At 57.6% G+C, this 15,546-nt stretch carries 19 protein-coding genes; 10 read left to right on the top strand and 9 right to left on the bottom strand.

What is annotated here, in order from left to right:
* Window positions 1-53: 53 nt before the first annotated feature.
* Window positions 54-815 carry an IclR family transcriptional regulator domain-containing protein gene (locus MRBLMR1_RS12665; protein ID WP_404946123.1) on the top strand — a complete coding sequence of 254 codons (762 nt, stop codon included), beginning with the start codon at window positions 54-56 and terminating at the stop codon, window positions 813-815.
* Window positions 816-845: 30 nt separating this feature from the next.
* On the opposite strand, the gene pcaQ is transcribed toward MRBLMR1_RS12665, so the two are convergent.
* Window positions 846-1,760: a pca operon transcription factor PcaQ gene (gene pcaQ / locus MRBLMR1_RS12660; protein WP_148144158.1), complete on the bottom strand. Its 915-nt coding sequence runs from the start codon at window positions 1,758-1,760 to the stop codon at window positions 846-848.
* A gap of 93 nt (window positions 1,761-1,853) precedes the next feature.
* On the opposite strand from pcaQ, the gene pcaD reads away from it, so the two are divergent.
* Genes pcaD through MRBLMR1_RS12635 form a run of 5 tightly spaced genes read left to right on the top strand, consistent with a single transcriptional unit; the run spans window position 1,854 to window position 5,542 of the window.
* On the top strand, window positions 1,854-2,663 hold the full coding sequence (pcaD, locus tag MRBLMR1_RS12655; protein ID WP_148144159.1) for a 3-oxoadipate enol-lactonase: 810 nt from the start codon (window positions 1,854-1,856) through the stop codon (window positions 2,661-2,663).
* On the top strand, window positions 2,660-3,049 hold the full coding sequence (pcaC, locus tag MRBLMR1_RS12650; protein ID WP_148144160.1) for a 4-carboxymuconolactone decarboxylase: 390 nt from the start codon (window positions 2,660-2,662) through the stop codon (window positions 3,047-3,049). Before pcaD ends, pcaC begins: the two co-directional genes overlap by 4 nt.
* A 24-nt stretch (window positions 3,050-3,073) precedes the next feature.
* Window positions 3,074-3,823, top strand: coding sequence for a protocatechuate 3,4-dioxygenase subunit beta (gene pcaH, locus MRBLMR1_RS12645; RefSeq protein WP_148144161.1), 750 nt, complete (start codon window positions 3,074-3,076; stop codon window positions 3,821-3,823).
* Window positions 3,824-3,825: 2 nt separating this feature from the next.
* Window positions 3,826-4,437 carry a protocatechuate 3,4-dioxygenase subunit alpha gene (pcaG, locus tag MRBLMR1_RS12640; protein WP_500064926.1) on the top strand — a complete coding sequence of 204 codons (612 nt, stop codon included), beginning with the start codon at window positions 3,826-3,828 and terminating at the stop codon, window positions 4,435-4,437.
* A gap of 40 nt (window positions 4,438-4,477) precedes the next feature.
* Window positions 4,478-5,542, top strand: a complete 1,065-nt coding sequence (locus MRBLMR1_RS12635; protein ID WP_148144162.1) for a 3-carboxy-cis,cis-muconate cycloisomerase — start codon at window positions 4,478-4,480, stop codon at window positions 5,540-5,542.
* 40 nt (window positions 5,543-5,582) lie between these two features.
* Here MRBLMR1_RS12635 and MRBLMR1_RS12630 read toward each other — a convergent pair whose 3' ends face one another.
* From MRBLMR1_RS12630 to MRBLMR1_RS12600, 7 genes are all read right to left on the bottom strand, one after another.
* The gene (locus MRBLMR1_RS12630; protein WP_500064901.1) at window positions 5,583-6,632 is read right to left on the bottom strand and encodes a Gfo/Idh/MocA family protein; all 1,050 of its coding nucleotides are present in this window, start codon (window positions 6,630-6,632) and stop codon (window positions 5,583-5,585) included.
* 10 nt (window positions 6,633-6,642) lie between these two features.
* Window positions 6,643-7,470: a shikimate dehydrogenase family protein gene (locus MRBLMR1_RS12625; protein WP_206829039.1), complete on the bottom strand. Its 828-nt coding sequence runs from the start codon at window positions 7,468-7,470 to the stop codon at window positions 6,643-6,645.
* Between the two features lie 34 nt (window positions 7,471-7,504).
* Complete coding sequence (locus MRBLMR1_RS12620; RefSeq protein ID WP_183686822.1) at window positions 7,505-8,236, bottom strand: amino acid ABC transporter ATP-binding protein; 732 nt, start codon at window positions 8,234-8,236, stop codon at window positions 7,505-7,507.
* A 71-nt stretch (window positions 8,237-8,307) separates the two neighbouring features.
* Window positions 8,308-8,949: an amino acid ABC transporter permease gene (locus MRBLMR1_RS12615; protein WP_112502127.1), complete on the bottom strand. Its 642-nt coding sequence runs from the start codon at window positions 8,947-8,949 to the stop codon at window positions 8,308-8,310.
* 12 nt (window positions 8,950-8,961) lie between these two features.
* Window positions 8,962-9,630 carry an amino acid ABC transporter permease gene (locus tag MRBLMR1_RS12610; RefSeq protein WP_112502128.1) on the bottom strand — a complete coding sequence of 223 codons (669 nt, stop codon included), beginning with the start codon at window positions 9,628-9,630 and terminating at the stop codon, window positions 8,962-8,964.
* A 21-nt stretch (window positions 9,631-9,651) separates the two neighbouring features.
* Window positions 9,652-10,095: a type II 3-dehydroquinate dehydratase gene (locus tag MRBLMR1_RS12605; protein WP_183686522.1), complete on the bottom strand. Its 444-nt coding sequence runs from the start codon at window positions 10,093-10,095 to the stop codon at window positions 9,652-9,654.
* A gap of 106 nt (window positions 10,096-10,201) precedes the next feature.
* Window positions 10,202-11,032: a transporter substrate-binding domain-containing protein gene (locus MRBLMR1_RS12600; protein ID WP_500064898.1), complete on the bottom strand. Its 831-nt coding sequence runs from the start codon at window positions 11,030-11,032 to the stop codon at window positions 10,202-10,204.
* 199 nt (window positions 11,033-11,231) lie between these two features.
* Here MRBLMR1_RS12600 and MRBLMR1_RS12595 point away from each other — a divergent pair, with 199 nt between their 5' ends.
* From MRBLMR1_RS12595 to MRBLMR1_RS12585, 3 genes are all read left to right on the top strand, one after another.
* On the top strand, window positions 11,232-13,121 hold the full coding sequence (locus tag MRBLMR1_RS12595) for a bifunctional sugar phosphate isomerase/epimerase/4-hydroxyphenylpyruvate dioxygenase family protein (RefSeq protein WP_500064896.1): 1,890 nt from the start codon (window positions 11,232-11,234) through the stop codon (window positions 13,119-13,121).
* Window positions 13,122-13,215: 94 nt separating this feature from the next.
* A complete protein-coding gene (locus MRBLMR1_RS12590; protein WP_183829897.1) occupies window positions 13,216-13,890 on the top strand; it encodes a GntR family transcriptional regulator in 675 nt (224 codons plus the stop codon).
* 2 nt (window positions 13,891-13,892) lie between these two features.
* Entirely contained in the window at window positions 13,893-14,597 is a 705-nt protein-coding gene (locus tag MRBLMR1_RS12585; RefSeq protein WP_206829023.1) for a GntR family transcriptional regulator, read from the top strand.
* A 101-nt stretch (window positions 14,598-14,698) separates the two neighbouring features.
* Here MRBLMR1_RS12585 and MRBLMR1_RS12580 read toward each other — a convergent pair whose 3' ends face one another.
* Window positions 14,699-14,920: a hypothetical protein gene (locus tag MRBLMR1_RS12580; RefSeq protein ID WP_206829022.1), complete on the bottom strand. Its 222-nt coding sequence runs from the start codon at window positions 14,918-14,920 to the stop codon at window positions 14,699-14,701.
* 15 nt (window positions 14,921-14,935) lie between these two features.
* Between MRBLMR1_RS12580 and MRBLMR1_RS12575 the strand changes: the two genes are divergently transcribed.
* Window positions 14,936-15,523: an ANTAR domain-containing response regulator gene (locus tag MRBLMR1_RS12575; RefSeq protein ID WP_148144172.1), complete on the top strand. Its 588-nt coding sequence runs from the start codon at window positions 14,936-14,938 to the stop codon at window positions 15,521-15,523.
* Window positions 15,524-15,546: the final 23 nt, after the last annotated feature.

The raw sequence follows: 15,546 nt of genomic DNA, 5'->3' as shown, positions 1-15,546 counted from the left end.
TTGTGCGATATGATGCATTTGTTGCATTATCGCACAAACTCGGAGTTATTATATTGAATGTGAAGCAGAGTGACATGATGGGCGGATTGGCGAAGGGGCTTCGCGTGATCGAAGCTTTTACCGCCGAAACGCCTCGATTGAGCATTTCGGAAGCGGCAGAGATCTCCGGCCTGGATCGAGCAACCACCCGCCGTTGTCTGCTGACGCTCGCTGAACACGGATATTGTGCTTATGACGGCAAGTTCTTTACGGTCACTCCGCGCGTCCTGCGTCTCGGTACCGGCTGCCTGGCATCCATGCCGCTGCCGCGCATCGTTCAGCCATGGCTCGATCAGTTATCCGAACAGATTGGCCAGAGCACGTCCGTCGCCATCCTGGATGGTGCAGAGATCGTCTACGTCGCGCGTGCTGCGCAGCGGAAGGTGATGTCGATTGCGCTCATGCCAGGGTCGCGTCTTCCCGCTTATTGCACGTCTCTCGGACGTGTCATGCTTGCAGCACTTCCCGAAACTCAAGCGATTGAACTTCTGAACTCCCATCCGCTTCAGGCAAGAACCGCCCATACGCTCCACACTATCGATGACGTCTTGAAGGAACTCGCGCTGGTTCGAACGCACGGTTATGCCGCAGTCGACCAGGAGGTCGAGCAGGGATTGAGATCCGTCGCAGTGCCGGTGAAAAACGCGCGCGGCGTCGTGGTCGCGGCATTAAACACGGGACTGGCCGTCTCGAGCGCCCCTATGGCTTCTGTCATCGAAACCTACCTCCCGTCACTTCAGCAGGTAAGTCGCGAGCTTCGCGGAGTGCTCTCGTAGCGCCTCGGGAGATTGAGGCAGGCAAGTGAGCTAACGGGAGCCTGCAGCTTCTCGTATGGTCTGTATCAAAAGCGACATCGCGATGGAGGGGATTGCGTCAGTCCGCATTGTCAGCCCCACGGGCCCTTGGGTATCGCTTGTATCGATCGGCAATGCCTGCATTAGCCCCGTCCCGATATCGCGGGACACAACCCCGGACGATATGATCCACACCGCGTCGCTCGACAGCACGAATGCTCGACCGAAAGAGTCTGAAACGGTCTCGATCTGGTTCGGCAGACTTGAAATGCCGTTGGCGATGAGTAGCCGATCGACAAAGGGCCGAATGATCGACGACGTGGTCGGCATCAGGATCGGATAGTCGCCGAGTTCGGAAAACGATGAATGCCCCGACGTCAGGATCGGATGGCCGGCACGGACGGTAAACACCACCCGTTCGGAATAGAGGTGCTCGAAGATAAATCCCGCCATCCTGTCAGCCCCCGCCAGTCGGCCGATGACAAGATCGAGGTCGCCGAAGCGCAGTTGTTCCAGCAGCACCGAGTTTTCGCCGGTGACGATCTTGATGCGGCTCCCGGTCTTTTCCTTCAGAAAAAGATCCACGGCCCGCGGCATGATGTGGCTGGAAACTGTCGGTAGCGCACCGATCCGTATCAACGGCGCTTCTCCAACACGTTCCTGCGAAACTGAATCGACACCCTGTCGAAGAGCGGCGATCGCCGCACCGGCATGTTTCAGGAATACCTCGCCATAACGCGATAGCCGGATGCCCCTGCCCTCGCGCTCCACAAGCGCGACACCGAGCGCCTCTTCGAGCTCCCGAATGGTCTTGGTAACCGCCGGCTGGCTGACATTCAGAAAACCGGCCGCCTTGACGACGCTCTTGTGACGAGCAACCTCGATAAAGGCTTGGAGATGACGAAACTTAACGTTTGGCTCGCTCATCGAATACATAACCATTCGGATATAAAAAACACCTAAAAAGTCATTTTACCTAACCGAGCCAATATACCAAGATAATTCAGGGAGAGATTTTCAATGCAGTTTGCGCGCGTCAATGACGTCACGATCCACTATCAGGTTATTGGAGGACCGGCGGATAAACCGGTCATCGTATTCGCCAATTCGCTCGGCACGGATTTTCGCATCTGGCGGGATGTCATCGTGCGCCTCGCCGGCGACTTCCCGATCATCCTTTACGACAAGCGTGGCCATGGCCTGTCCGATATCGGCAAGCCCCCTTATTCGATCGAGGATCATGCAGCGGATCTTGCCGGCCTCCTGGATCTGCTCAACGTGCGCAACGCCGTGATCTGCGGCCTTTCCGTTGGAGGGCTTATTGCGCAGGCGATCTACCAGACACGGCCCGAGTTGGTGAAGGCGCTGATACTCTGCGATACTGCCAGCAAAATCGGTTCTGCCGATATGTGGAACGCGCGTATTGCGGCCGTCGAAGAGCACGGCATCGCAAGCATCGTCGATGCGGTCATGGAAAAGTGGTTCACCCCCGCTTTCCGCAGCCCGGACAACATCGCCTTTCACGGTTATCGCAACATGCTGGCTCGCCAACCGATCGAAGGTTATGCGGCAACCTGCGCTTCAATTCGTGATGCCGATTACACCGAGGCCGCTGCACGCATTGTCGTGCCGACCCTCTGCATCGTCGGCGACCAGGATGGCTCAACGCCGCCAGACCTCGTCAGGAATACGGCAGAACTTATCCCCGGCGCGCGTTTCGAGATCGTCAAGGATGCAGGTCACATTCCCTGCGTCGAACAGCCCGAAGCTTTGACCGATCTGATCCGAGACTTCATCAACACCACCAATACCGCAGGGGAGGCTCAATGACTGAGGTTGAGACATACCGACACCGCCTGGGCATGGAGACACGACGTTCCGTGTTGGGAGATGCCCATGTCGATCGAGCGATCGCCAACGCCACTGAATTCGACGAGCCGTTCCAGGCGCTGATCACGGAAGCCGCCTGGGGACATGTCTGGTCACGTCCCAACTTCACCAAGCGGGAACGATCGATCATCACGATCGCGCTTCTGGCAGCACTCGGCCAGGACGAGGAAGTTGCCATGCATGTGCGGGCCACCGCCAATACTGGCGCTTCGCGGGAAGATGTTCGCGAGGCCCTGCTGCATGTCGCTATCTATGCAGGCGTACCTGCCGCAAACCATGCCATAAAGATCGCCAAGCGCGTCTACGAACAGATGGACGCCGAATAGACATCGGGGGAGGAGACCTTAGGGATGTCCGCTAATTCGAACAAACAGCCGGAGACCGGTGGATTTTTCGCGCGCGACCGCGCCTGGCACGCGCCCGCCCTGACACCGGAATACAAGACCTCGATCCTGCGTTCGCCGCAGCGCGCCTTGCTGTCTCTCGACGGCACGATCTCGGAAATCACCGGCCCGGTTTTCGGCCATTCAATGATCGGCGAGTTGGACAATGACCTGATCCACAACTACGCCCGGCCGGGAGAAAGTGCCATCGGCGAGCGGATAATCGTTCATGGCCGCGTGCTGGACGAGCGAGGCCAACCTGTTCGCGGTGCCTTGCTGGAATTCTGGCAGGCCAATGCCGGCGGCCGTTATCGCCACAAGAAAGAAACCTATCTTGCCGCGATCGACCCCAATTTCGGCGGTTGCGGCCGTGCGATCACCGACGACGACGGGCGTTACGCGTTTCGCACCGTCAAGCCCGGCCCCTATCCATGGCCGAACGGCGTCAACGACTGGCGTCCTGCCCATATCCATTTCTCGGTCTTCGGACATGGCTTCGCCCAGCGCCTGATTACCCAGATGTATTTCGAGGGCGACCCGATGATCTGGAAATGTCCGATCGTCAACACGATCCCGGATCGCAAAGCGATCGAACAACTGATCGCACCGCTGGACTGGGGTCAGACGATCCCGATGGATGCGCGCGCCTACAAATTCGATATCGTGCTGCGCGGACGCCGCTCGACCCTTTTTGAAAACCGGCTGGAGGGCAACTGATGGTGCAGGAGCTTCACAGGTTGAAGGAAACACCGTCGCAGACCGCCGGCCCCTATGTCCATATCGGACTGACGCCGAATTACTGCGACATTCGCGGCGTCTATGACGGCGATCTCGGAACCACGATGGTCAACGATCAGACGCTGGGCGAACGCATCACCGTGCGTGGCCGCATCTTTGACGGCGCCGATACGCTTGTGCGGGATGCTATTGCCGAAATTTGGCAGCCGGACAGCGCCGGTCTCTACAACAGCCCGTCGGAAATGCGCGGTACCGCTGATCCGAACTTCACCGGCTGGGGCCGTTGTCCGACGAATGCCGAGAATGGTTATTTCCAGTTCGAGACGATCAAACCCGGCAAGGTTCCGTTCAAGGACGGACGCCCCATGGCGCCGCATATCACGCTCTGGATCGTTGCTCGCGGCATCAATATCGGTCTGCATACACGCATCTACTTTTCCGACGAGGCGGAAGCGAACGCCATCGATCCGCTGCTGTTACGCATCGAACATCGCCAGCGGGTCGAGACAATGGTCGCACAGAAGGACGGCAGCATCTATACGCTCGATATCCATCTCCAGGGACCGAAAGAAACCGTGTTCCTCGATATCTGACGCTGCGCCCAACCGGCTGCCTACCCGACATGGAGACATGATGGCCTTCTCTCCCTTCGAGCATCCCTTCCTGTCGGGTCTCCTCGGCGATGAGGAAATCGCTCGCCACCTTTCAGCCGATGCGGACATCAACACCATGCTTCGTTTCGAAGCCGCTTTGGCGCGGGCACAGGCGGGGCTGGGACTTATCCCGGCAGCTGCTGCGGAACAGATTGCGGCGGCATGCGGTACATTCGAACCCGATCTCGCACGGCTGAAGGCAGCCGTCGGGACGGATTCCGTCGTCATCCCCGAACTCGTCAAACAGCTTAGGCAGGCGGTCGGCGGCGATGCGGCCAACCATGTCCATTTCGGCGCAACCAGCCAGGATGCCATCGACACGAGCCTGATGCTTCGGATGAAGGCGATCCATGCGATCTTCACTGAGCGAATAAGGCAGATAGTTGCGCTTCTGGATGGTCTCGATGAACGCTTCGGATCAAACCCGCTGATGGGCTTTACCCGTATGCAGGCGGCCATTCCGATCCGCGTTTCTGATCGAGTGGAAAGCTGGCGCGGCCCGCTCGCGCGACAACTCACAGCGCTGAACAACCTAGTGTTTCCGGTCCAGCTCGGCGGTGCGGCCGGTTCTCTCGACAAGCTGGGACTAGATGGGGCCGCGGTGCGTGCCGCGCTTGCTGAAGAACTGGGGTTGGCGGACATACGGCAATGGCAGAGCCAGCGAGACGGAATTGCGGATATCGGCCATCACCTGTCATCGGTTACGGGCGCACTCGGCAAGATTGGGCAGGATCTCGCGCTGATGGCCCAGTCGGGCCGCGAAATTTCCATGAGCGGTGGCGGAAAATCCTCCGCCATGGCGCATAAACAGAATCCGGTCGGGGCAGAAACACTGGTGGCGCTTGCTCGCTTCAACGCCGTCCAGCTTTCAGGATTGCATCAGGCCATGGTGCATGAGCAGGAGCGTTCAGGAGCAGCCTGGACACTCGAATGGCTGATCATGCCACAGATGGCCATGGCGACTGCTGCCTCACTGCGGCTGGCGAGAGAAACGCTCAGCAAAATCGAACGAATCGGAATGTTGGACTCCGACTCGTCCAATTGATCCTATGGCCCCATCGACCAGGAAGCCCCAGCGACGCGTGTCATAGATCGGCAGGACTGACCGGTCGCCTCTCCCGGCCCGACCGCGCAATCGCCAGTATCGTCGCCAGGGTCATCATTCCATCATGGGCAGAGACCAGGGGTTTGGCGTCACCCGTTACCACTTTCATGAAATGGGCAAGCTGATTGACATAGGCCCGGCTGCCATCCAGCGTGACGTGCCGCTTGACCAGCGGATCCTGCCAATGACCCTCTTCCGCCTCATGCTTCCAAAGATCCATTGACGGCAATGCCAATGCAGCTCTGGTGCCGGAGAAGAAATAGGCGTTTTCCGGCTGATGCGGGAAATACAGCGCCTGCCCGGCGGCCGTATCCCAATTGTAGGGCGAAACGGCCGTGTCGCTCATGAGGACCGTGCCAACCGCACCAGATGAAAAGCGCAGGCTGACGCTGGCGCTATCCTCCACCTCGAAGCCTCGCACCGAATTTGAGGTGAAGGCCATGACTTCTTCGATATCACCACAGACAAACCGCAGGCAATCGATGTCGTGAATAAGGTTGATGAGCAATGGCCCACCACCGGCTTGCCGGCGCCAGGCGGCATCGAAATAAGCCTCCGGCTTGTCGGCCAGCCACATGGCGTGGACCCCGACCAGGCGACCGAGATGCCCCTCTTCGATCAATTGCTTGGCCTTGGCGATGTCGGGGCTATGACGGCGCTGGTGTCCCACTAGAACTGGCACATCGGCTCGTTCTGCCGCCGCCACCAGATCCCTTGCAGCTTCGAGCGTATCCGCCACAGGCTTTTCCACCAGACACGGGATGTCGCGTTCAACACAGGCGATTGCCGCTTGAGCATGAAGAGCATTTGGCAGAGCAATGATCACGCCATCTGGCCGCATCTCGTCCAGCATGGTCCGATAATCGAGATAGTGTCTGGCCCCGAACTCACTTGTAACCAGTTCCGCGGCAGGCGCTGGGTCTGAGATTGCGACAAGCTCTGCACCGGGCGTTGCTGCAATTAGCGCGGCATGTTCACGCCCGATCAGGCCACCTCCCATGATCGCAAATCTGATTGCATCATCTGGCATCCCAGTTCCCTCACAATCTGGCAACGGCGCGAAGTTCCTCCGCTGTCGTGATGGGAAGATCGAAGAATTCGAGATAGGCCGGTATCTGCTCGAACAGCATGTCTGTTCCGACCTGATATTCGCAGCCGCGAGCGCGCGCCGCAGCCAGGAACGGCGTTATCTCACGGCTCAGCACCACCTCTCCAACGAAGGCTGAAGGCGCGATCCGGGATACATCGAAAGGCAGCGGATCATTGTCATTCATACCGAGGGGCGTGGCGTTGATGACGATATCGTAGCCGTTTGGATCGGTCTTGCCGGCTTCCACACGCAACCCCGGATAATGACGACGCAACCGGTCCACGAGGCCCTGCATCATGGGGATGGAGGCATCGGAAAGCGCCAGTTCTGCCAATCCCGCTTTGGCAAGCGACGCGGCGATCGCCGAGCCGACACCTCCGGCACCGGCCATGATCGCTCTCTTGCCCTCGATCTCCCGCCCTCTGCGCAGCATCCCGCGGACGAAACCTTCCCCGTCGAACATATCGCCGACAAGGCCGCCGTCCGATCCGATTTTCACTGCGTTGCAGGCTCCAGCAACCTGCGCATTGGTGGAAATTTCGTCCAGCAATCCCATGGTGGTGATCTTGTGCGGCATGGTGATCAGCGCGCCATGGATATTGGAAAGGCGGAAGACCAGTTTCAGAAATGCCTTGTAGTCATCCGGCCGGCATCCCATCGGCACCACGACCGCATCGATACCGTTTTTCTCGAAATAGGGATTGTAGATCAACGGCGCCTTGAAGGAATGCGTCGGGAAACCGAGATGTGCGATGAGTTTTGTGTTGCCGCTTATCATCGGCTTTACCTTCCGGCTATGAAACTGTATCGCATCAATGCCGCCCGAGGATTTCGCCAAGGAACTTCCGGGTGCGTTCATGTTTCGGATTGGAGAAGAATTCGGCCGGAGGCGCCTCCTCGACGATCGCGCCGCTTGCCATGAAGATGACGCGATCGGCAACCTGACGTGCGAAACCCATTTCATGGGTCACGCAGATCATCGTCATTCCCTCTTCGGCCAATGCGATCATCGTATCGAGCACTTCCTTGACCATTTCCGGGTCAAGTGCGGATGTCGGCTCGTCGAACAGCATCGCCTTGGGCCGCATGCAGAGGGCACGCGCAATGGCGACGCGCTGCTGTTGACCGCCGGAAAGCTGAGCGGGGTATTTTTCGGCCTGCTCGGAGATCTTGACGCGCTCCAGCAAGGTGCGGGCACGATCCTCGGCTTGGGCCTTGTCTAGACCGAGCGATCTCATCGGAGCCAGCATGCAGTTCTGCAACACGGTCAGGTGCGGAAAGAGATTGAACTGCTGGAAGACCATGCCGACCTCGCGGCGAACCGCATCGATCGTCTTCGATCCATGTCCGAGCATGATGCCGCCGACATGGATGTCACCCTTCTGATAGGCCTCCAGGTGATTGATGCAGCGGATAAGCGTGGACTTGCCGCTTCCCGAGGGGCCGCAAAGCACGATCTTCTCGCCCTTCGCGACAGACATGTTGATATTGTCGAGAGCCTTAAAGGCGCCGTACCATTTTTCCACGCCCGACAGGGAGATCATCGGCTCGGTTGTCGTTGCGCTATTCATTGTCTGGTTCATCCATAAAACTCCGAATTTCTCGACCGGCACGCCTAGCGGCTGGCGGTCAGGAATTTTCGCTCAAGATGGGCGCCGTAGATGGTCAGCGGGCAGCACATCAGGAAGTAGAGGGCTCCAACCACGCCGAAGACGGTCAATGGCTGGAAGATCTGGTTTGAGATGATGTTGCCGGCGCGGGTCAGTTCGGTGAAACCGACGATCGAAGCGAGCGATGTTCCCTTGATGAGCTGCACCAGGAAGCCAATCGTGGCCGGAAGCGAGATCCGTATCGCCTGGGGAAGGACGACATCCTTCATCCGCGAGACGTAACCCAGGCTCAACGCCTTGGCGGCCTCCGTCTGCCCACGCGGCACCGCTTCAATCGATCCTCGCCAGATTTCCCCCAGAAAGGCACTTGCATGGAGGGTCAAGCCGACCGACACCGCAGCCCACGCATCCATCTGGATGCCGATCAGGGCTAGTCCGTAATAGACGACGAAAAGCTGCATCAAAAGCGGCGTGCCCTGGAATACCGCGATATAGCCGGCCGTCAGGCGCTCGACGATGAAGATGCCGGAGGTGCGCGCCAAAGCGACTATCAGCCCCGCAATACTGCCACATATGAAGGCGACCACGGACAGCGCGACTGTCCATTTCAGGCCTGCCAGAAGGAAAAGGAATTCTTCGCGTCCCATTCGATTTCCTCCTTATCTGACCGGGTAGCTGAAATAGCGGGAGGAGAAGAGCGCGAAGATGCGCATCATCACCCAGGAGATGACGAGGTAGAACGCCGTCACTGTGAAATAGACCTCGAAGCTGCGGAAGCTGTCGGACTCGATCCGTTGCGATACCGAGGTCAGTTCGTAGGCCGAGATGGCGGATGCGATGCTGGTCGTCAGCGTCAGCAGGATGAACTGGCTCGTCAGGGAGGGATAGATCGCCCTCAGTGCCGGCTTGAGGATGATCAAGCGGAAGACCTGAGCCTTGTGCAGCCCGAGCGCCAGTCCCGCCTCCATCTGCCCCTTCGAAATGGACTGCACGCCACCACGAATGATTTCGATGGCATAGGCGCCGCCATTGATGCCAAGCGCGATGATCGCGGTCGGCGTCGGATCGAGCCGGATGCCGGCCAGCGGCAGCGCGAAATAGATGAAGAAGATCTGCACCAGAAACGGCGTGTTGCGGATCAGTTCGACGAAGCCGATCACGAGCCAGCGCAAAGGCTTGAATGGCGACTGGCGCAAAATGACGCCGCCGATGCCGATCACGATCGCCAGAAGCATGCCGCAAATGGCCAGCGTGAATGTTCCGAGACAGGCCCATAGAAGGTTTGGCAGACCGTCGATGACCGGAGTGAAATCAAGGGTATAGTTCATGATATCTCCTGCGGCGCGTTCTCAGGACGGCTCGACCATGTCGGCCATGGCTTCGATCGCCAGTTCGTAACCGCGGGCTCCGAAGCCGATCATGATGCCGGTCGCGGTGCGTGAAATCAGGGAGTTGTGATAGATGCTCTCGCGGGCATGCACGTTGGATATGTGCAGCTCTATCTTCGCGCCGTCGAAAGTCTTCAGTGCGTCCAGCAGGGCGATGGACGTGAAAGTGTATCCGGCCGGATTGATGATGATGCCACAAGCATCCTTTCGCGCCTGATGGACGGATTCCACCAGTTCGCCCTCGAAATTCGTCTGGCGAAAATCGACCGAGAAACCCAGAGACGCGGCTTTCGCCTCGCATCGCTCGCGAATGTCGCCAAGGGTTGTCGTGCCGTATATGGACGGCTCCCGCTCACCCAGAAGATTGAGGTTGGGTCCGTTAAGGACAAAGATCGTCTTGTTCATGAAGAAAACTCCGGGAAGCGTCGGCGCAAGGTTTTGCCATGCGCCGACGCTGGCACCTCATTCGGGTGCCACCACGCGAAATTCAGAGTTTACGAAGAGCTGAAGCTCACTTCGCGGTGAACGGAATACCTTCAAGGCTCTTCGGGAATTCCGGCACCGGAACCTTCATCCACTTGTCGTAGATCTTCTTCAGTTCACCATTGCCTTTGATCTTGTCGATGAACTCGTTTACCGCGACATTGATCTCTTTCTCGCCCAAGCGCGTGCAGGCGCCGTTGTAGAGCTTCTGGAATTCGAGCTTGTTTTCGAATTTGCCCGGAACAGCCTTCTCGACGCGATCGAGATAGAAGATATTGCCGCCGAGCGCGTCGACCTGGCCTGAAGCCAACGCCTGAACGCTTGCTGCGTCGCCGTCATACCGGCGAATGGTCGCGGTAGGCGGGGCATTCTTAGTGACCTGAGTATCCTGGGCTGCACCCTTGGCGACGCTGATCGTCAAGCCGGCCATGTCATCATTCGTCTTGATCGACTTGTCCTTCGGCCCGATCAGGACGATGGCGTTCGCATTGTAAGGTTGGCTGAACTGCACGGCCTTGGCGCGATCCGGCAACATCGCCATTGTCGCGAACAGAATGTCGACGCGGCCTGATGTGAGTGCGGGAATGCGGTTGTTGACTTCGAGCGGAACGAATTCCACCTCGACGCCGAGTTCCTTGGCGAACAGGGCGCCCATTTCGGCATCAAAGCCGTCCTGCTTGCCTGCGCTCGTGACAAAACCCCAAGGCGGGTTGTCGCCCTGGATGCCCACGACCAGCTTACCCTTGGCCTTGATCTCGGCCGGCGTGATAGCTGCAGCCGGCTGCGAAAGCGATGCTGCGGCGATAATTGCCGCGGCGCCTAACAAGGCGCGGCGCCGATTCAATTTGAATCCAAACATTAGGTGCTCCTCCTCTGATGGCCCAAAAGGCCTGCCAGCTCTCCTCCAGCTGGTAACACATCAAAATTGACATAAGCCCATTTTCAAATCAACAGAGTTTTTCTATAATCTCCTACAAAATGTATTTCGACATTTGTGTGGAAAATTGCATTACGATTTTTGCAGTGCAAAAAACGGATTGTTTCAGGAGGAGGAAACAATGAAAACATCGATTGCCACGGTGTCGATCAGCGGAGAGTTTCCGGAGAAACTGGCGGCCATTGCTGCAGCCGGGTTCGACGGGGTGGAGATCTTCGAAAATGATTTCCTGGCCTTCGACGGCAGTCCAGCCGATGTCGGACGAATGGTTCGCGACCACGGACTGGAAATCACGCTTTTCCAACCGTTCCGGGATTTTGAGGGCATGCCGGAACCGTTGCGCAGCCGGACTTTCGATCGCGCCGAGCGCAAATTCGACATCATGCAGCAACTCGGCACCGACCTCGTCCTCGTCTGCTCCAATGTTTCGCCTGCATCGCTTGGCGGTATCGATCGGGCTGCAGCAGATTTCCACGAATTGGGCGATCGGGCGGCGAAGCGCGGGCTTCGCGTAGGTTACGAGGCTCTGGCATGGGGCCGGCATATCAATGACCACCGCGATGCCTGGGAAATCGTGCGGCGCGCCGATCATCCCAATATCGGCCTCATACTCGACAGTTTTCACACCCTGTCACGAAAGATCGACGTCGGATCGATCCGCTCCATACCAAAGGACAAGATTTTCATTGTGCAGATGGCGGACGCGCCGCTGATCGAGATGGATCTGCTCTACTGGTCACGCCATTTCCGCAACATGCCGGGCGAAGGCGACCTGCCGGTAAGGGAGTTCACCGAAGCTATCGCGGCAACGGGCTATGACGGTTATCTGTCGTTGGAAATATTCAATGACCAGTTCCGCGGCGGCTCTCCAAAGACGATTGCGGCCGACGGTCACCGTTCGCTGGTCTATCTCGGCGATCAGGTTCGTCGAAATCCGGATGCCTCAACACTGACCGTCCCGGAAATGCCGGATCGCGCCGACGTGAAGGGCATAGGGTTCGTCGAGTTCTCTGCCGATGAAAAAGACGGCGAAAACCTTGCCGCCATTCTCAAGACGCTAGGCTTCAGAAAGACTGCAGTTCATCGCTCCAAGAAAGTCGCGATTTTCGAGCAGGGCAAAATCCGCCTTTTGCTCAACACAGACGAAAAGGGCTTTGCAAACGCCTCCTTTGCAGTACACGGCACGTCTGCCTATGCGGTCGCACTGATTGTCGATGATGCGGGCGCGGCCTATGCGCGCGCAATCGCGCTCGGCGCCGAACCATTCGAGCAGTTGGTCAGCCAAGGCGAAGTGCAGATCCCGGCGATCCGCGGTGTCGGCGGCGGACTGATCTATTTCCTCGACGAGAAAGGCAACCTCGGCCGTTTCGCGGAGATCGACTTCACGCCGGCTTCCGAAGACACGGACATCGCCGCAGCGCATCTTGCCCATATCGATCACGTTGCCCAGACCGTCGCTTACGATGAGATGCTGACCTGGCTGTTGTTCTACACCTCCATATTCGAAGCCGATAAGACGCCGATGGTCGACATCATCGACCCGTCCGGGGTGGTGCGCAGCCAGGTGGTCGAAAATACGTCAGGCAGCCTGCGCTTGACACTGAATGGAGCAGAGAACCGCCGCACATTGGCTGGCCATTTCATAGCGGAACGGTTCGGCTCGGGCATACAGCACCTCGCTTTTCACACCGAGGACATCTTCGCGACAGTTGCCGCGTTGCGCAAAAACGGCTTCGAACCCCTGCCCATATCTCCGAACTATTACGGCGACATAGAAGCTCGATTCGGCTTGGATCCGGCCCTGACGGAGCGATTGAAGGCCGACAATATTCTCTACGACAGAGATGACCAAGGCGAATATTTCCAGATTTACAGCACGACGTTCGGCGAAGGCTTCTTTTTCGAGATCGTGCAACGTAGCGGCTATCGCGGATATGGCGCGGCCAACGCCATCTTTCGCATTGCTGCATTGAAGAAGGCTCTCAGGCCGGAAGGCTTGCCGAGGCTTTGATCGATGGTGGGCCAATCTGTTGAGCGTGACCGGGTGGGTTTAAACGAGCAGACAAAATATGTATGAGGATTGAGAAAATCTCCGAGATGCGCACATGCTTTCCGATCTAGCCACCGAAACCGTCGCCGAAAACAGCTACAAGCGAATTCGAGCCGATATCATATTCGGGCGTCTCGCTCCCGGTCAGAAGCTTAAGCTCGAGAAGCTCAAGGAGACTTATGACACCAGCGTCAGCACGCTGAGGGAGATCCTCAACCGTCTTGCCTCCGAAGGACTTGTCGTGGCGGAGGGCCAACGCGGCTTTCATGTGGCGCCGATGTCATCGACCGATTTGAAAGAGATCGCCGCACTGCGCCTGCTATTGGAGACACACGCGCTGGAGCAATCCTTCGAGAGAGGTGACGTCGACTGGGAAGCTCGGCTCGTATCTGCGCATTACAAACTTGCCCGCATGGAAAGCGTCATGGCCAGCGGCGATACCAGTCAGACGGAAGACTGGAAGCGCTATGACTGGGAATTTCACCAGGCTCTGATTTCCGCTTGTGGGTCGAGATTGCTGATGGAAACCCATGCCGCCATTTTCGATAAATATCTCCGCTACCAAATGGTTGCCCTCTCCTATCGCGGCAAGATCGCTGCAGACGAACACAAGCGTCTTCTGGACGCTGCCCTCGAGCGAGACCAGAAGACGGCGAAAAAGATCCTCGGCCTGCACATTGAGGGAGGCGTGGAACATGCTTTGGCGAGAAAGTCGCCGCTTCAGGATTGATCATGCGTGAAGAACGATCATTTGAGCACGAACGGGTGAACGACCTCAGCGAAAGCGTCAGCGATGCGGTCTTTCGCCGGTTGCGACAGGACATCATACTCGGGACCTTGCCGCCAGGCTCCAAGATCAAGCTTGAAAAGGCTCGCGAGCGATACTCGATCAGCATTTCGTCACTACGTGAGATCCTTTGCAGATTGTCGGCAGAGAATCTTGTGCTTGCAGAAGGGCAGCGAGGATTTGAGGTCAGTCCAGTATCCAGGCGAGAACTGACAGAGCTGGCCGACCTTCGCATCGTGTTGGAATGCCATGCTATCGGCCTTTCATTCGCCACCGGAGATCTTGAGTGGGAAGGCTCGATCGTGGCCGCGCATCATCGATTGGCTGCGGTGGAGCGCAGGCTTCTCGCTGGAGATATTGCCCGCACGATCGACTGGGTCAGATGTGACTGGGAGTTTCACCGGGCGATCGTTGCGGCAAGCAAGTCGACAACGCTTCTGCAAAACCTGTCCTCGGTCTTCGATCGTTTCCTTCGATATCATATGCTCGCTGGCAGTTTTCGAGGCACTGCGGTCGTCGACGATCACAAGCTGCTATTTGAACGGGCGCTTGCGAGAGACGCAGATGGCGCAAGGCAGATCATCACCAGCCACGTACAGAGGGGCGTTGAGCATATTTTGAAAGAACCGGGGTTTCTTCTGAACATTTGACAGATCCTTGAGTCTCCTGCCGTGCCGTAAGTTTTGTCAATCGACCTACAGGAATTGCTCATAAAACAGGCAGGACACATATCCCTTCCAACGCAAGGCACTCAATCGGTCGAGACCTGCGCGCTGGAAGGCATGGCATGCGGATTGCTTCTCCCTCTCAAAGTCAAAAAGGGGATATCCTTGGCGCCGTATCCGCCTTTCATTCGCATTATCCCGGCTGCCTGCGGAATGACCACAACCATTTCGCCAGGCCGGCCCACTTCATTGCCGTGGACGACGTTGATCGCCACCGGAAATTTCGCCGCCTGTTCGCCCAGCGCCATTGACTGAGGGTGGCAATGGCAAAATCCGATCTGACAATTTTGGTTATAGATGAAAACGCCATCCGCGCCTCGATCATCGAGGAAGGCCTGAACGAGGCCGGTCACAGCAATGTCACGGTCATTCATGAGGTCAATGGCGTTGCCCGCATCATCGAGACGCAACAGCCGGACGTCATCATCATCGACATCGAAAACCCCAACCGGGATATGATGGAACATCTTTTCCAGCTGACTCGCACCGTCAGTCGCCCGATTGCGATGTTCGTGGATCGATCCGACACCGCCTTGATCGAGTCTGCCATGGAGGCAGGCGTTTCCGCTTATGTTGTCGACGGCCTTAAGAAGGAACGCGTCAAATCCATTCTCGACATGGCCGTCAGCCGCTTCAACGCCTTTAGTCGACTGCAGCAAGAACTAGCCGAAGCTCGATCCGCGCTTGAGGAGCGTAAGGTCGTGGAGCGAGCTAAAGGCATACTCATGAAAATGCGCGGGCTTTCGGAGGAGGAGGCCTTTGCATTGTTGCGTCAGACAGCAATGAACGAAAAAAAGAAAATGGCTGAAATTGCGCAAAGCCTAGTGACTGCCGCAGGTCTTCTGATGTGATGGATATGGGCAGGAGGATGCAG

Source organism: Neorhizobium sp. LMR1-1-1.1 (genome assembly GCF_040675795.1).
GTDB lineage: Bacteria > Pseudomonadota > Alphaproteobacteria > Rhizobiales > Rhizobiaceae > Neorhizobium > Neorhizobium cellulosilyticum.
This window is presented reverse-complemented; position numbering and strand designations above follow the sequence as displayed.

Coding starts and splice junctions, on each gene's coding strand:
- pcaQ (WP_148144158.1), bottom strand. CDS start 1,760: ATGAGCGAGCCAAACGTTAAGTTTCGTCATCTCCAAGCCTTTATCGAG.
- pcaD (WP_148144159.1), top strand. CDS start 1,854: ATGCAGTTTGCGCGCGTCAATGACGTCACGATCCACTATCAGGTTATT.
- pcaC (WP_148144160.1), top strand. CDS start 2,660: ATGACTGAGGTTGAGACATACCGACACCGCCTGGGCATGGAGACACGA.
- pcaH (WP_148144161.1), top strand. CDS start 3,074: ATGTCCGCTAATTCGAACAAACAGCCGGAGACCGGTGGATTTTTCGCG.
- MRBLMR1_RS12635 (WP_148144162.1), top strand. CDS start 4,478: ATGGCCTTCTCTCCCTTCGAGCATCCCTTCCTGTCGGGTCTCCTCGGC.
- MRBLMR1_RS12630 (WP_500064901.1), bottom strand. CDS start 6,632: ATGCCAGATGATGCAATCAGATTTGCGATCATGGGAGGTGGCCTGATC.
- MRBLMR1_RS12625 (WP_206829039.1), bottom strand. CDS start 7,470: ATGATAAGCGGCAACACAAAACTCATCGCACATCTCGGTTTCCCGACG.
- MRBLMR1_RS12620 (WP_183686822.1), bottom strand. CDS start 8,236: ATGATCTCCCTGTCGGGCGTGGAAAAATGGTACGGCGCCTTTAAGGCT.
- MRBLMR1_RS12615 (WP_112502127.1), bottom strand. CDS start 8,949: ATGGGACGCGAAGAATTCCTTTTCCTTCTGGCAGGCCTGAAATGGACA.
- MRBLMR1_RS12610 (WP_112502128.1), bottom strand. CDS start 9,630: ATGAACTATACCCTTGATTTCACTCCGGTCATCGACGGTCTGCCAAAC.
- MRBLMR1_RS12605 (WP_183686522.1), bottom strand. CDS start 10,095: ATGAACAAGACGATCTTTGTCCTTAACGGACCCAACCTCAATCTTCTG.
- MRBLMR1_RS12600 (WP_500064898.1), bottom strand. CDS start 11,032: ATGTTTGGATTCAAATTGAATCGGCGCCGCGCCTTGTTAGGCGCCGCG.
- MRBLMR1_RS12595 (WP_500064896.1), top strand. CDS start 11,232: ATGAAAACATCGATTGCCACGGTGTCGATCAGCGGAGAGTTTCCGGAG.
- MRBLMR1_RS12590 (WP_183829897.1), top strand. CDS start 13,216: ATGCTTTCCGATCTAGCCACCGAAACCGTCGCCGAAAACAGCTACAAG.
- MRBLMR1_RS12585 (WP_206829023.1), top strand. CDS start 13,893: ATGCGTGAAGAACGATCATTTGAGCACGAACGGGTGAACGACCTCAGC.
- MRBLMR1_RS12580 (WP_206829022.1), bottom strand. CDS start 14,920: ATGGCGCTGGGCGAACAGGCGGCGAAATTTCCGGTGGCGATCAACGTC.
- MRBLMR1_RS12575 (WP_148144172.1), top strand. CDS start 14,936: ATGGCAAAATCCGATCTGACAATTTTGGTTATAGATGAAAACGCCATC.